8 protein-coding genes are annotated in these 14,746 nt (G+C 66.3%); 4 read left to right on the top strand and 4 right to left on the bottom strand.

Going from position 1 to position 14,746, the window contains the following annotated elements:
- Positions 1–16: 16 nt before the first annotated feature.
- The gene (locus RMP06_RS11565) at positions 17–595 is read right to left on the bottom strand and encodes a DUF4337 domain-containing protein (RefSeq protein WP_310461933.1); all 579 of its coding nucleotides are present in this window, start codon (positions 593–595) and stop codon (positions 17–19) included.
- 26 nt (positions 596–621) lie between these two features.
- Positions 622–1,893: a class I SAM-dependent methyltransferase gene (locus tag RMP06_RS11570; protein ID WP_310461934.1), complete on the bottom strand. Its 1,272-nt coding sequence runs from the start codon at positions 1,891–1,893 to the stop codon at positions 622–624.
- 37 nt (positions 1,894–1,930) lie between these two features.
- On the opposite strand from RMP06_RS11570, the gene RMP06_RS11575 reads away from it, so the two are divergent.
- Both RMP06_RS11575 and RMP06_RS11580 read left to right on the top strand, forming a co-directional pair.
- On the top strand, positions 1,931–3,760 hold the full coding sequence (locus tag RMP06_RS11575; protein WP_310461935.1) for a putative nucleotidyltransferase substrate binding domain-containing protein: 1,830 nt from the start codon (positions 1,931–1,933) through the stop codon (positions 3,758–3,760).
- A complete protein-coding gene (locus RMP06_RS11580; RefSeq protein ID WP_310461936.1) occupies positions 3,760–4,407 on the top strand; it encodes a 3'-5' exonuclease in 648 nt (215 codons plus the stop codon). The genes RMP06_RS11575 and RMP06_RS11580 overlap by 1 nt, the downstream gene beginning before the upstream one ends.
- 63 nt (positions 4,408–4,470) lie before the next feature.
- Here RMP06_RS11580 and RMP06_RS11585 read toward each other — a convergent pair whose 3' ends face one another.
- Together RMP06_RS11585 and RMP06_RS11590 are read right to left on the bottom strand one after the other, a co-directional pair.
- Entirely contained in the window at positions 4,471–6,261 is a 1,791-nt protein-coding gene (locus RMP06_RS11585) for a cation acetate symporter (RefSeq protein ID WP_310462062.1), read from the bottom strand.
- A 20-nt stretch (positions 6,262–6,281) separates the two neighbouring features.
- A complete protein-coding gene (locus tag RMP06_RS11590; RefSeq protein WP_310461937.1) occupies positions 6,282–6,590 on the bottom strand; it encodes a DUF485 domain-containing protein in 309 nt (102 codons plus the stop codon).
- Between the two features lie 465 nt (positions 6,591–7,055).
- On the opposite strand from RMP06_RS11590, the gene RMP06_RS11595 reads away from it, so the two are divergent.
- Both RMP06_RS11595 and RMP06_RS11600 read left to right on the top strand, forming a co-directional pair.
- The gene (locus RMP06_RS11595) at positions 7,056–13,199 is read left to right on the top strand and encodes a calcium-binding protein (protein ID WP_310461938.1); all 6,144 of its coding nucleotides are present in this window, start codon (positions 7,056–7,058) and stop codon (positions 13,197–13,199) included.
- 112 nt (positions 13,200–13,311) lie between these two features.
- Complete coding sequence (locus tag RMP06_RS11600) at positions 13,312–14,739, top strand: phenylacetate--CoA ligase family protein (RefSeq protein ID WP_310461939.1); 1,428 nt, start codon at positions 13,312–13,314, stop codon at positions 14,737–14,739.
- The last annotated feature ends 7 nt before the right edge of the window (positions 14,740–14,746 follow it).

The following is a 14,746-nucleotide window of genomic DNA, read 5'->3' on the forward strand; positions in this document are numbered from 1 at the left end:
GCTGCCGACGGGAGGATTACCGGTGCATCCAGGCAGCGGCGCCGAGCAGGACGCCACCGCCTGCCACCGCATACATGGCGATCTTGAGCCAGCCCTGCTTCGTGAGCAGCGAGATGGCGGCCAGCGCGATCGAGATCTGCAGCGCGGTGGTGGCCTGCGCCCAGCGGTGGTGGATGTGCAGCTGCTCGTCCGACTGGTGGTCCCAATCGGCGGATTCCTTTTCAAGGGCTTCGGCCTTGACCTTGATCTCTTCCTTTTCTCCCTTGTAACGCTGGGCTTCCTTGGCGAAGTTGTCCTTGACCTCGCCGACGGTCAGTTGCAACCCGAGTTCTGCCAGATTCTGCTTGCTGCTCTTGGACTGGTAAAAATTCCACTGGTTGCCCGCCTCGGTCTTCTTGATCGCGGCGTTGTTCTTGTACAGACCGGCGTTCGACTGGGTCGCGCCGCCCATGTACGAAAAAATGGCACCGACGGTGGCAATCACCGCGGTCGCCACAGCGATGGAATTGGTCGAGGCATCGCTGCTGCCGTGGTGGGCGACGTGCTCCAGCTCGTGGTCGTGCGGGCCGTGGACGTGGAAATGGTGGTCGGACATGGTGGTTGCTTTGCTAGTCAGTGCGGTCAGTGGGGGGTTGGGGTTCGGGCTGCCATCAGCGTCTCCAGGCACTGCTCCCGTATCCCGTAGAACGCCTTGATCGCCGCGATCTGCGCCCGCACGGTGTCGGCGTGGCCGTCCGGGGTCTCGGCGCGCTTGATCGCCAGGATCATCTTGTTCTTGTTCGTGTGCTCCAGCGAGACGAACTCGAAGACCTGCGTGTCGTAGCCGGCCGCGTCCAGCAGCAGCGCGCGCAGGCTGTCGGTGACCATCTCGGCTTCCTGGCCCAGGTGGACGCCGTGCTGCAGCATCGGGCGCAGCAGCGGCGGGGTTTTCATCTGCGGGCGGATCTGCTTGTGGCAGCAGGGCGAGCACATGATGATCGACGCTCCGGCGCGCAGGCCGAAGTCGATGGCGTAGTCGGTGGCGATGTCGCAGGCGTGCAGCGCGACCATCACGTCCAGCCCGACCGGCGTGTAGTGGCGCACATCACCCGCGTCGAAGCGCAGGCCGTCGAGCCCGTGCCGAGCCGCCGCATCGTTGCAGAGCGCCACCAGTTCCTCGCGCAGCTCCACCCCTGTGACCTGCGGCACGCGTCCCTGCGCGCGCAGCCAGTCGTGCATCGCGAAGGTCAGGTAACCCTTGCCGCAGCCGAAGTCGAACACGCCGATCGGCCGGTCCGCTGGCGCGTTCGCCAAGGGGGACGCTGCCATCGCGCTGGCGAAGACCTCGGTGAACTTGTTGATCTGGCGCCACTTGCGTGACATGGCCGGGATGAGCTGGTGCTGGGCGGTGGTGACACCCAGGTCGGTCCAGAACGGTCGGTCCAGCGACAGCAGGCGGTGTTTCTCGCGGTTGTGCGCGGGGGCGCCATCCTCGTCGTCGGATGCATCGTCCGCTGCGCCATCTTCCACGGACGTGGCCTTGCCCACCCGCAGCAGGCTCTTGTCACGCCCGCCTTTTTCCTTGACCGTGAGCTGGACCTCCTGGGTGCGCGTGTGCAGGTGGGCGTTCTGGAAGGCCGGGCCGAGCAGGTCGTCGAGCACCGCCAGCGCCTCGGACATCGGGTGGTTCTTGGTGATGTCCTTCGTGGTGTGGCGGTAGACGAGTTGCAGACAGGCATCGCCGCGCAGTTGCACCGGCCGCACCAGCAGCCGCTCCAACCCCGGCTCGCTGCCGCGGTACTTGCCCAGCGTCAGACGGACAAATTGCCGGGTCGTCAGTGCCGTGTCCAGCAGTTGCAGAAACCGTGCGCGTGCAGCCGGGGCAACAGGAGGGGAGATCAGGGTCGAGAACATCTGGCGATTGTCCCGTATCGCCCCCGACAATCGCGGAATGCCCAGTGCCTTCAACTTTGCCGCGTCACCCTTCGACGCCCTCCAGGCCGAGGAGCGCCAGCTCGTGCGGCGCAGCGTGGACATCGAGTACTTCCGCGAGGGCGCGACCATCCTGGCGCCCGGCATCGAGCCGACCCACCTGTTCGTGCTCATCAAGGGCCATGTCCAACAGTGGGACGGTGACGAGCAGCAGACCACCTTCGGCCCGGACGACTGCTTTGACGGCCGCGGCCTGGTGGCCGGTCGGGTCAGCAGCCGCTTTGTCGCCAGCGAGGAGGTCGTGCTGTACCGGCTCTCCAGGACGGCCGTCATGGCGCTGATCGCCATCAACGCCACGTTCGGCGCACTGCTGTTCGCCGATCTGTCGAACAAGCTCGGGGCACTCGCCGAGCGGCGCAGCCAGCATGAGCTGCAGGCGCTGACCATGGCGCGGGTGGACCAGGCGTATCTGCGGCCGGTCCACTTCGTGGATGCGGACGACGATGTGGCCACGGTCGCCCGCGCCTTCCACGAACTGCGCACCACCAACGTGCTGGTGCGGGACACGGCCAGCACGCCGCCGCGGCTGGGCATCTTCACCGTGACCAGCCTGCCCAAGGCGATCATGAGCGGCGTGCCGCTGGACCGCTTGCCGGTGCGCGAACTGGCGAACTTCAAGCTGGTGACCATCCGCCCGAGCACGCCGCTGTTCGACGCGCTGGCGCTCATGATCCGCCACCGCATCCACCGGCTCGTGGTGGCCGAGGGCGAGCAGATCCTGGGTTTTCTGCAGCAGCTCGACCTGCTCAGCTACCTGTCCAACCATTCCTACCTGATCACGCTGCAGATCCTGGAGGCCCATGACATCGCCACGCTCAAGACCGCAGCCGAGCAGATCACGCGCCTGATCGGCGTGCTGGAACACAGCGGCACCAAGGTCGGCATGATCGCCCGGCTGGTGCAGGAGCTGAACGCGACGCTGTTCGAGCGCGCCTGGCAGCTCGTCGCGCCCGCGGACCTGATCGCCAACAGCTGTCTCTTCGTGATGGGCAGCGAGGGCCGCGGCGAGCAGTTGCTCAAGACGGACCAGGATAACGGCCTGATCCTGCGCAATGACTACGAATGCCTGCACGATCTGGGCGAGATCTGCGACCGGTTCTCGGCCGCGCTCGCCGAGTTCGGCTATCCGCCATGCCCGGGCCGCATCATGGTCAGCAACCCGGAGTGGCGCCACAGCGAGGATGATTTCGCCCGCACCGTGCGCGAATGGCTGTTTGCACCGACCCCGGACCACCTGATGTCGCTGGCAATTTTCCTTGATGCGCACAGCGTGGCGGGTGATGCGGCATTGCTGGCGGGCGTGCGCGAACAGATCTGGCGCTACGCCACCGACAACGCCGGGACGCTCGGGCGCTTCGCCGGCGCCATCGACGCCTTCCAGACCGGCAGCGGCTGGTGGAACCGCATCCTGCACCTGGGTGACGGCGGCAACGAGTCGCTCGACCTGAAGAAGGCCGGCATCTTTCCGCTGGTACACGGCGTGCGCAGCCTCGCGTTCGAGCACCGCATCGCTGCCACCAGCACGGTGGACCGCATCGAGGCGCTGCTTGCCGGCGGACACCTGCCAGCCGATTTCGGCACGGATCTGGTCGATAGCCTGCACTTCTTCATGGGCTTGAAGCTGCGCGCCGGGCTGCAGGCGCTGGAGCAGGGCCGCCCGGCGGCCGGCTCGAACATCGCGCTGGACAAGCTGGGCAGCCTGGACCGCGATCTGCTCAAGGACACGCTGGCGGTGGTCAAGCGCTTCAAGGCGCACCTGCGCCAGCACTTTCACCTGGACGTGATCTGATGACCGGGGTACGCGGCGGCTGGCTCGGCCCGTGGGTGGCGCTCCAGCGCGCCTGGATGCTGTGGCATCTGGCGGATCAGCGGCTGCGGTTTCTTTACGACGAACCACCGCCGAATGAATGGGTATCGCTGGATTGCGAAACCACCGGACTGGATACCCGGCGCGACGAGATCATTGCCGTCGGCGCCGTGCGCATCGTCGGTGATCGCGTGATGACGAGCGAGGCGCTGTCGCTGCTGGTGCGGCCGAGCAAGGCGGTGTCTGCCGACAGCGTCCGCATTCACCGTCTGCGCGAACAGGATGTCGCGCAAGGACTGGAACCGGAAGAAGCGATGCGCCAGTTGCTGACCTTCGTCGGCAGCCGGCCGCTGGTGGGCTATTTCCTCGAATTTGACGTGGCGATGATCAACCGGGTGCTGTTTCCGATGCTCGGTGTGGCGCTCCCACAGCCCAAGATCGAGATTTCGACGTTGTTTTACGAACACAAACGCCGCCTGTCACGCGGGCCTGAGCAGGACCGGCACATTGATTTGCGCTTCGACACGCTGATGACCGAGCTGGACCTGCCGCGGCGCGAAGCGCATGACGCGCTCAATGACGCGGTCATGGCGGCGCTGGCGTTCATCAAGTTGCGGCATCTGAAGTAAAAACACCCGGCGGGTGCCGGGTGTTTTGTGGATTCCCGCTTGCGCGGGAATGAAGGGGCAGGATCAGTGACCCGAAGCGCCGGAGGCACCCAGGCCGGTTTCCGAGCGGATCTGCTGGGCTTCGAAGGCGGCGCGTTCCGAGGTCGCTTGCGCGCTGCGGTCCAGGATCGACACCAGCCAGATGGTCACGAAGGCGATGGCCATCGAGAACAGTGCCGGCGAGGTGTACGGGAACCAGGCCGAGCCCTTCGGGTTGCCGAGCGTGGCTTCCCACACCGACGGCGACACGACGGTCAGTGCGACCGACGAGAACAGGCCCAGGAAACCACCGGTCACGGCACCCTTGGTGGTGCAGTCCTTCCACAGCACGCTCATGAAGAGCACGGGGAAGTTGGCCGAGGCCGCGATCGCGAAGGCCAGCGACACCATGAAGGCGATGTTCTGCTTCTCGAACACGATGCCCAGCGTCACCGCCAGCACACCCAGGCACAGCGTGGTGATGCGCGACACCTTCAGCTCCGAGGCGCTGTCGGCGTTGCCCTTCTTGATCAGCGTGGCGTAGATGTCGTGGGACACCGCCGACGCGCCGGACAGGGTCAGACCTGCCACCACGGCCAGAATCGTCGCGAAGGCCACGGCCGAGATGAAGCCGTAGAACACGTTGCCGCCGACCGCCTTGGCCACCAGCACCGCCGCCATGTTGGCCGTGCCCGCACCACCATTGATGACGCCCTTGGCGACATTGGCGTATTCGGGGTTGGTCAGCACCAGCGTGATCGCACCGAAACCGATGATGAAGATCAGGATGTAGAAGTAGCCGATCCAGGTCGTGGCCCAGAACACCGACTTGCGGGCTTCCTTCGCGTCAGGGACGGTGAAGAAGCGCATGAGGATGTGCGGGAGACCGGCGGTACCGAACATCAGCGCCATGCCGAAGCTGATCGCGGAGATCGGATCCTTGATGAAGCTGCCCGGGGCCATCAGCGCCTGGCCGATCTTGGCCGGGTTGATCGCGTCGGCCTTGGAGGCGGCCGCTGCTGCTGCAGCCACCGCATCCGGGGTCGTGGCAATCGCCGCGCTGGCCGCTGCCGCAGCAACGGCTGCCGCCTTGGTGTTGACCGCGATGGCCATCTTGACCGCAACGCCCTTGGCGAACAGCGCTTCCGGGCTGAAGCCGAATTGCGCCATCACCATGATGGCCATGAAGGTCACACCGGCGAGCAGCAGGCAGGCCTTGATGATCTGTACCCAGGTGGTGGCCGTCATGCCGCCGAACAGCACGTAGACCATCATCAGCCCGCCGACGATCACCACCGCCATCCAGTATTCGAGACCGAACAGCAGCTTGATCAGCTGGCCGGCACCGACCATCTGGGCGATCAGGTAGAAGGCGACCACGACCAGCGTGCCCGACGCGGCGAAGGCGCGGATCGGGCCTTGCTTGAAGCGGTAGCCGGCCACGTCGGCGAAGGTGAACTTGCCGAGGTTGCGCAGGCGCTCGGCCATCAGGAAGGTGATGACGGGCCAGCCGACCAGGAAGCCGATCGAGTAGATCAGGCCGTCATAGCCGTTGGCCATCACGGCCGCGGAAATGCCCAGGAACGACGCCGCCGACATGTAGTCGCCAGCGATGGCCAGACCATTCTGGAAGCCGGTGATGCCGCCACCGCCGGTGTAGAAGTCGGCAGCCGACTTGGTCTTGGTGGCGGCCCACTTGGTGATGTAGAGCGTGCCGGCCACGAAAATCGCGAACATCGCGATGGCGGTCCAGTTGGTCTCTTGCTTGGCAATCTGGCCCATGTCGGCGCCGGCGGCCAGCGCGGCACCCGCGCCCAGCAGGCCCGCCAGGGCCATCAAGGTTTTGAACGTGCGGCTCACTTCGAGACCTCCTGCAGAATTTCACGGGTCAGGCGATCGAACTCGTCGTTGGCACGACGCACGTAGATGCCGGTGATGATGATCGTGAAGACGATGACGCCCATGCCGATGGGCACGCCGACCGTCGTCACACCCTCGCCGATGCGCTGGCCGAGGAACTCCTTGTTGAACGCAATCAGCGCGATGTAGCCGTAGTACACGACCATCATCAGCAGCGTCAGCATCCAGCCGAAACCACTGCGCTTTTGCTTTAGTTCCGCATACTTAGGGTTTGACCTGATGCGGGCGATCACAGGATCTGCCATGGATTTCTCCTATTAAATACCGATGAATCAGATAATTCGAAATGCAGTCTAGAAGTGCAGTCTGACCAAATACTGACCAAATTGCCGTCAAATTACTGACGGCGAGCTTGCGGCCAATTTGGTGCACGTTGAGGCGATATCCGTCAATGCTGACTGAATGCTGACGCCAAGAAAATCAATCCGTGCTCCTCCGATTGGTTCGACACCGGAGCGTGTTACATGTGCCGCTTCTCTGGCGTGATGGATTCACGCGAATCGCCCTCCACGCCCCCTGATCCGAGGTGACAGACCCCTCGCTGAAGGGGGTGTTTTCGCTTATAAAACGCAGTCGTTTTTCAATTAAAAACGCCTGAATATGTTCCGACAGTTTTCTGGAATTACCGTCGAATACCGTCGTATCGGGATGTATTCAAAAAAACAGCGAAAAGGTTCCCCATGAGTTCCAGAACGACCAATGCTTCTGCCGTGACCACTGTGGCCGGCCTGTCCGCCGCTGCTGCACTGGTGCCCAATCTGGTTTCCGGTACCTCGGCTGCCGAAACCCTCAACGGCACGGCCGGTGTGGACGAGATATTCGGCAACGGCCAGAATGATCTGATCAGCGCGGGCGACGGCAATGACACGCTCTGGGGCGGCTCCGGCAACGACACATTGAATGGCGGTGCAGGCGACGACCTGCTCGTCGGCGAAGGCGGAGACGACCAGCTCGATGGTGGATCGGGCAGTGACACCTACCGCGTCACCGGCAACGCCGTGACCGGGTTCAGCGGCTTCGATACCTACGCGGATACCGGTGCCAGCGGCACGGACAAGATTGCGGCGGTCGGCACCGGTGATGTGGACATCGGACTCAAGGGGAACTTCGGTCCTGCCAGCGGCATCGAGTCGGTCGACGCGACGGGTGCCACAGGCACCGTGCGACTGCTGGGCGACAACACGGCGCAGACGCTGGATTTCCGGGGGGTGACGCTGCTGGGCGCGAATCTCCTCATCGACGGTGCCTACGGCAACGACACGGTTTACGGCAGCGCAGCGGCCGACACCATCGTCGGTGGCAGCGGCAACGACGTGCTGGATGGCGGCGCAGGCGGCGACACCTACCGCGTCACCGGCAACGAGGCGGGTGGCTGGAGCAGCTTCCACAACTTCGACGCCTATGCGGACACTGGTGCCAGTGGCACGGACAAGATCGTGGCGCTTGGCGCGGGTGACGTGGACGTCGGTTTCCTCGGCAACTTTGGCGCAGGCAATGGCATCGAGGCGATAGACGCCACCGGCGCGACCGGCACGGTGCGGCTCTATGGCGACGGGAGTGGCACGACGCTGGACTTCCGCGGCACGACGATCACCGGCACCAATGTCGTGATCGACAGCAACTATGGCAACGACACCCTTTTCGGCAGCGCCGGGGCGGACACGGTCCTCGCCAGCTGGGGCGACGATGTGTTCGATGGCGCGGGTGGCGGGGACACCTACCGCGTCACCGGCAACACGGCGACCGCCTTCCAGGGCTATGACACCTATGCCGACAGCGGTACCAGTGGTGTCGACAGGATCGTGGCACTCGGCGCCAGCGACGTGGACATCGGCCTCAAAGGCTGGAGCGCGACCGGCGTCGAGACCATTGACGCGTCCGGCGCGACCGGCACGGTCCGGCTGATCGGCACCAACACGGCCGAGCTGTTCGATCTGCGCACGACCACACTGGTGGGCAGCAACATCGTCCTCGATGCCGGCTGGGGCAACGACACGGTCTACGGCAGCGCCGGCAACGACACCGTCGCCAACAACCAGGGCGATGACCGGTTGGACGGCGCCGGAGGCAGTGACACCCTCCGCGTCTCCGGCAACCTGCTCTCGGGCTTCCAGGGCTACGACACCTACGCCGACAGCGGTGCCAGCGGCACGGACAGGATCGTCGCGCTTGGCATCGGCGACGTGGACATCGGCACCCGCGGCTGGAGCGGCACCGGCATCGAGACCATCGATGGCACGGGTGCCACGGGCACCGTCCGCCTCATCAGCACCAACGCGGCAGACGTCTTCGATCTGCGCACGACCACGCTGGTGGGCAGCAACATCGTCCTCGACGCCGGCTGGGGCAATGACACGGTCTACGGCAGCGCCGGCAACGACACCATCGACAACAACCAGGGCGACGATCTGCTGGATGGCGCCGAGGGCGGCGACACCGTCCGCGTCTCCGGCAACACCAGCCTGAATTTCCAGGGCTACGACGTCTACAGGGACAGCGGTACCCGTGGCACCGACAGGATCGTGGTGATGGGCGGCACGCTGGCGGTGGACATCGGCCTGAAGGGCTGGAGCGCGACCGGCATCGAGCAGATCGACGCCACCGGCACCACCGGTGTGGTGCGGCTGCTGGATACCAACGACGCGAACCTGCTCGACTTCCGCGCGACCACGCTGACGGGCAGCAACCTGGTCATCGACACGGGCTACGGCAACGACACGGTCTACGGCAGCGCGGCGGCGGACACCTTCCTTGCCGGCAGCGGCAACGACGTGCTCGACGGTGGCGCAGGCGGCGACACCTACCGCGTCACCGGCAACGAAGCCGGTGGATGGGGCAGTTTCCACGGCTTCGACACCTATGCGGACACGGGCACCAGCGGCACCGACAGGATCGTGGCGCTGGGCACGGGCGATGTGGACATCGGCGTGCTGGGCAACTTCGGAGCCGGCAGCGGCATCGAGGCGGTCGATGGCACGGGCGCCACCGGCACGGTACGTCTCTATGGTGACGGCAGCGCCACGACGCTGGATTTCCGCGCCGTTGCGGTCATCGGCACCAACGTCGTGATCGACAGCAACTACGGCAACGACACCGTCTACGGCACGGCGGGCGCTGACACGGTCTTCACCAGCTTCGGCGATGATGTGCTGGACGGTGCGGGCGGCGGCGACACCTACCGCGTCACCGGCAACACGGCGACCGCCTACCAGGGTTACGACACCTACAAGGACAGCGGCGCCACTGGAGTCGACCGGATCGTGGCCGCAGGCACGGGTGACGTGGACATCGGCCTGCTGGGCAGTTTCAGCGCCGCCGGCAGCGGCATCGAGGCGATCGACGCGACGGGTGCCGCGGGCACGGTGCGCATCCTGGGCGACAACGCCGCCACGACGCTGGACTTGCGCGGCGTCACGTTGAGCGGCACGCGCCTCCTCATCGACGCCGGCAATGGCAACGACGTGGTCTACGGCAGCGCAGCCGACGACACGCTGGTGAGCAACAACGGTGAAGACACGGTCGACGGCGCCGGTGGCGCCGACCTCTACCGCGTCAGCGGCAACGAAACCACCGGTTTCCACGGCTACGACACCTACAAGGACAGCGGCACGACCGGCAGCGACAGGATCGTGGTGACCGGTGCAACGACTGCAGTGGACATCGGCATCAAGGGCTGGAATGCCACGGGCATCGAGCAGATCGACTCGACCGGCACGACCGGCGTGGTGCGTCTGCTCGACACGGGCGATGCCAATCTGCTGGACTTCCGCACCACGACCCTCACCGGCAGCAACCTGGTCATCGCTGCCGGCTACGGCAACGACACGGTTTACGGCAGCGCAGCGGCCGACACCATCGTCGGTGGCAGTGGCAACGACGTGCTGGATGGCGGCGCAGGCGGCGACACTTACCGCGTCACCGGCAACGAGGCGGGCGGCTGGAGCAGCTTCCACAACTTCGACACCTATGCGGACACCGGTGCCAGTGGCACGGACAAGATCGTGGCGCTTGGCGCGGGTGACGTGGACGTCGGTTTCCTCGGCAACTTTGGCGCGGGCAATGGCATCGAGGCGATAGACGCCACCGGCGCGACCGGCACGGTGCGGCTCTATGGCGACGGGAGCGGCACGACGCTGGACTTCCGCGGCACGACGATCACCGGCACCAATGTCGTGATCGACAGCAACTATGGCAACGACACCATTTTCGGCAGCGCCGGGGCGGACACGGTCCTCGCCAGCTGGGGCGACGACGTGTTCGATGGCGCGGGTGGCGGGGACACCTACCGCGTCACCGGCAACACGGCGACCGCCTTCCAGGGCTATGACACCTATGCCGACAGCGGCACCAGTGGTGTCGACAGGATCGTGGCACTCGGCGCCGGCGATGTGGACATCGGTTTCAAGGGCAATTTCGGCCCTGCGAGCGGCATAGAGGCCATCGACGCGTCCGGCGCTACCGGCACCGTGCGCCTGCTGGGCGAGAGCAGCGCGCAGACACTGGACTTCCGCGGCGTGACGCTCACCGGCACGCGCCTCCTGATCGACGCCGGCGGCGGCAACGACGTGGTCTACGGCAGCGCAGGCGCGGACACGCTGGTCAGCAACAACGGCGACGACACCGTGGACGGCGCCGGCGGCGCCGACACCTACCGCGTCACCGGCAACACGACCACAGGTTTCCACGGCTACGACACCTACAAGGACAGCGGCGCCTCCGGCATGGACACGGTCGTGGCCCTCGGCACTGGTGACGTGGACATCGGCCTGCTGGGCAGTTTCGGCGCAGCCAACGGCATCGAGGCGATCGATGCCACCGGTGCGGCCGGCACGGTGCGCCTGCTCGGCGACAACAGCGCCTCGACACTCGATTTCCGCACCGTGACGCTGACCGGCACCCGCCTGCTCATCGACGCTGCGAACGGCAACGACGTCGTCTATGGCAGCGCAGGCGCGGACACGTTGGTCAGCAACAACGGCGACGACACCGTGGACGGCGCCGGCGGCGCCGACACCTACCGCGTCACCGGCAACACGACCACCGGTTTCCACGGCCGCGATACCTACAAGGACAGCGGCACCACTGGTACGGACACCCTTGCCGCCGTCGGCACGGGCAATGTCGACATCGGGGTGATCAACTGGCAGGGCACCGGCATCGAGGTGATCGATGGCACGGGTGCGACCGGCACCGTGCGGGTCTGGGCCAACGACAGCGCCAACGTGCTCGACTTCAGCGCGACCACCTTCGTCGGGGGCAATGTGCTCATCGACGGCGCCTATGGCAACGACACCATCAAGGGCAGTGCGGGTGCCGATCTGATCAACGGCGGTGGCGACGCTGACGTGCTCGACGGCCAGAATGGCAGCGACACCTACCGCGTGACCGGCAACCGGGCGTCGGGCTGGAGCAGCTTCCAGGGCTTCGACACCTATGCCGACACGGGCACCAGCGGCATGGACAGGATCGTCGCGCTGGGGGCCGGCGACGTGGACATCGGTGTCGCTGGCTGGCAGAACACCGGTATCGAGGGGGTCGACGCCACCGGCGCGACGGGCACGGTCCGCCTGCTGGGACAAGATTCGGCCGATGTGCTGGACTTCCGCACCACGACCCTGACGGGTGCCAACCTCGTCATCGACGGTGGCTACAGCAACGACACCCTCTTCGGCAGCGCCGGGGCCGACACCATCGTCGGCGCGGGCAACGACGACCTGATCGACGGAGCTGGCGGCGGTGACACCTTCCGCGTGACCGGAAATGCCGCGGGTGGCTGGAGCAGCTTCCACGGCTACGACACCTACCGCGACACCGGCAGTGGTGGCGTCGACCGGCTAGTGGCCCTCGGCACCGGTGCGGTCGACATCGGGCTGGCGTCCTGGCAGGACACCGGCGTCGAGGTGATCGACGGCACGGGCGCCACCGGCACGGTCCGACTGCTCGGCGGCGACGGTGCCACCGTGTTCGACTTCCGCGCCACGGCCCTGACGGGCAGCAACTTCGTCATCGACGGCGCCTGGGGCAATGACACCCTCATCGGCAGTGCGGGCGCAGACCAGATCGTCGGCGGTGGCGGCGACGACCGCCTCGATGGCTTCGACGGTGGTGACACCTACCGGGTCACTGGCAATCTGGCCGAGGGCTGGGCCTCCTTCCAGGGCTTCGATACCTACGTCGACACCGGCACCACCGGCACCGACACCCTCCTCGCCCAAGGTGCTGGCGATGTGGACATCGGGATGCTCAGCTTCGACGCGGCCAGCGGCATCGAGGTGGTCGACACCCGGGCGGTGGTCGGACAGACCCGCCTCCTCGGCTCGTGGTCGGATGACGTGCTCGACTTCAGCGGCACAAGCATCCTCGGCAGCCGCGTCGTCATCGACGGCAGCGGCGGCACCGACCTGATCATCGGCTCTGCCGGCAACGACACCATCATCGGTGGCACTGGCGCCGACTCGATGGCGGGCGGCGCTGGCAACGACGTCTACCGTGTGGGCCGCGGCACGAGCCTGGACGTCATCTGGGACTACGACGAGACCGCCGGGAACCAGGACACGGTCGAATTCGGCGCTGGCATCGGCATCGACCAGCTCTGGTTCAAGCGCCTCGACGGTTTCCTCGAAGTCAGCGTCATCGGCAGCTGGGACCGGGTCTACGTGATGGACTGGGACACCGGTCCTGCCAGCCAGGTCGAGAAATTCCGGACCGTCGACGGGCACGTGCTGCTGAACTCCCGGGTGGATGCCCTCATCACCGCGATGGCTGCGTTCGACGCACCGTCCAGTGGCACCACTGTCTTGCCGGACACCTACCGAACGGCCTTGTTGCCCGTGATCACCAGCGCCTGGTCCTGACCCGCAGACCCGGCAGGAAGTGCCGGCTTGTCTGATCCCTGTCAGCCGTTTCGTCCATGATGGGCACGACGATGTGGACACAGGTCGATCGGACCGTGTCAAGGAGACAAGCATGGCACTGCAGCAAGACGAACCCTGGGCGGGCTGGATCGCTCCGTGGACCGCCCGAAATCCCTGGGGCGGCGCCAGTTCGGGCGCCCGCGCGGCCGAGCCGAGCGTGGTCGAACAGCGGCAGCGTTCGCTGCTCGACCACGCATATGCCCGCAGTGCGTTCTACCGGCAGCACCACGGCGTCGCTGCCGGCGATGCGCCCCGGGCATGGGCCGATCTGCCGCCGGTCACGAAGCCGCAGCTCATGCAGCATTTCGATGACTGGGTCACCGACCCGGCGATCACGCGCGAGGGCGTTCAGTCCTTCCTGGCCGATACCGGCAAGATCGGGTCGGATTTTCTGCGCCGCTACGCGGTCTGGACCAGCTCCGGCACCAGCGGCGAGCCGGGGATCTTCCTCCAGGACAGTGCCGCACTGTCGGTGTATTCGACGCTGCTGGAAAGCCGGATGGACCGCCGCTTTGCCACCCACCGCTGGTGGGCGCTGGCGGCGACCGGGGCGATGGGGCCGTGGGGCATGCGGCCGCGCAGCGCGCTGGTGTCCGCGCTGGATGGGCATTACGCGGGGGTGTCGTTCTGGAAGCGCCAGTGCCGCTTCAACCCGGTGGCGGGCAGCGAGTCGCGGGCGTTTTCCGTCACGGCGCCGATCGGGCAACTCTGCGACGAACTGCAGGCGTGGCGCCCGGCCTTCATCGCCAGCTACCCGAGCATGCTGGTCGAGCTGGCACGGCAGCAGGAAGCGGGCCGGCTGCGTCTGATGCCGCTGGCGCTGTGGTCCGGTGGTGAAGGGCTGGCCGCGAGTACCCGCGACTGGATCGAGTCGGTCTTCGGTGCGCCGGTGGTCAACGACTACGGTGCGTCGGAGTGCCTGGCCATCGCCTTCGAGTGTCCGCATGGCCGCCTGCACCTCAACGACGACTGGGTGCGGATGGAGCCCATCGACGCCCACGACCAGCCCGTCCCGGTCGGCACCGCGTCGGACTCCGTGCTGCTGACCAATCTGGCGAACCGCGTGCAGCCGCTGATCCGTTACCGCCTCGGCGACAGCGTGACGATGCACCCGGACGACTGCGCCTGCGGCAACCACCGGCCGTCCTTCACTGTCGAAGGCCGCTGCGATGACACGCTGCAGTTCCCGAATGCTGCGGGCGAGGTGGTGCACCTGTCGCCGATGGCCATCACGACGGCGCTGGAGGAGGGCGCCGACGTGCACCGCTTCCAGCTGCGCCAGACCGCGCCCGATGCGCTGGAGCTGCGGCTGGATGTGAGCCTGAGCGCCGATCCGGCCGCGCTGCGTGCGGCCTCGCTGGAGGCCTTGCGCCACTACTTCCTGACCCAGGGCCTGTCGGTGCGCCTGAGCCTCAGTGACGAAGCGCCAGCGATCGATCCGCGAAGCGGCAAGCTGCGCCAGGTCGTCTGCGCACTCTGAACGCGGG

Origin of the sequence: Sphaerotilus sp. (assembly GCF_031429695.1) — a bacterium.
Classification (GTDB): Bacteria; Pseudomonadota; Gammaproteobacteria; order Burkholderiales; family Burkholderiaceae_C; genus Sphaerotilus.

Bases quoted from the DNA above. Each gene is read 5' to 3' on its own strand.
- RMP06_RS11565 (WP_310461933.1), bottom strand. From the start codon at position 595: ATGTCCGACCACCATTTCCACGTCCACGGCCCGCACGACCACGAGCTG.
- RMP06_RS11570 (WP_310461934.1), bottom strand. From the start codon at position 1,893: ATGTTCTCGACCCTGATCTCCCCTCCTGTTGCCCCGGCTGCACGCGCA.
- RMP06_RS11575 (WP_310461935.1), top strand. From the start codon at position 1,931: ATGCCCAGTGCCTTCAACTTTGCCGCGTCACCCTTCGACGCCCTCCAG.
- RMP06_RS11580 (WP_310461936.1), top strand. From the start codon at position 3,760: ATGACCGGGGTACGCGGCGGCTGGCTCGGCCCGTGGGTGGCGCTCCAG.
- RMP06_RS11585 (WP_310462062.1), bottom strand. From the start codon at position 6,261: ATGGCCCTGGCGGGCCTGCTGGGCGCGGGTGCCGCGCTGGCCGCCGGC.
- RMP06_RS11590 (WP_310461937.1), bottom strand. From the start codon at position 6,590: ATGGCAGATCCTGTGATCGCCCGCATCAGGTCAAACCCTAAGTATGCG.
- RMP06_RS11600 (WP_310461939.1), top strand. From the start codon at position 13,312: ATGGCACTGCAGCAAGACGAACCCTGGGCGGGCTGGATCGCTCCGTGG.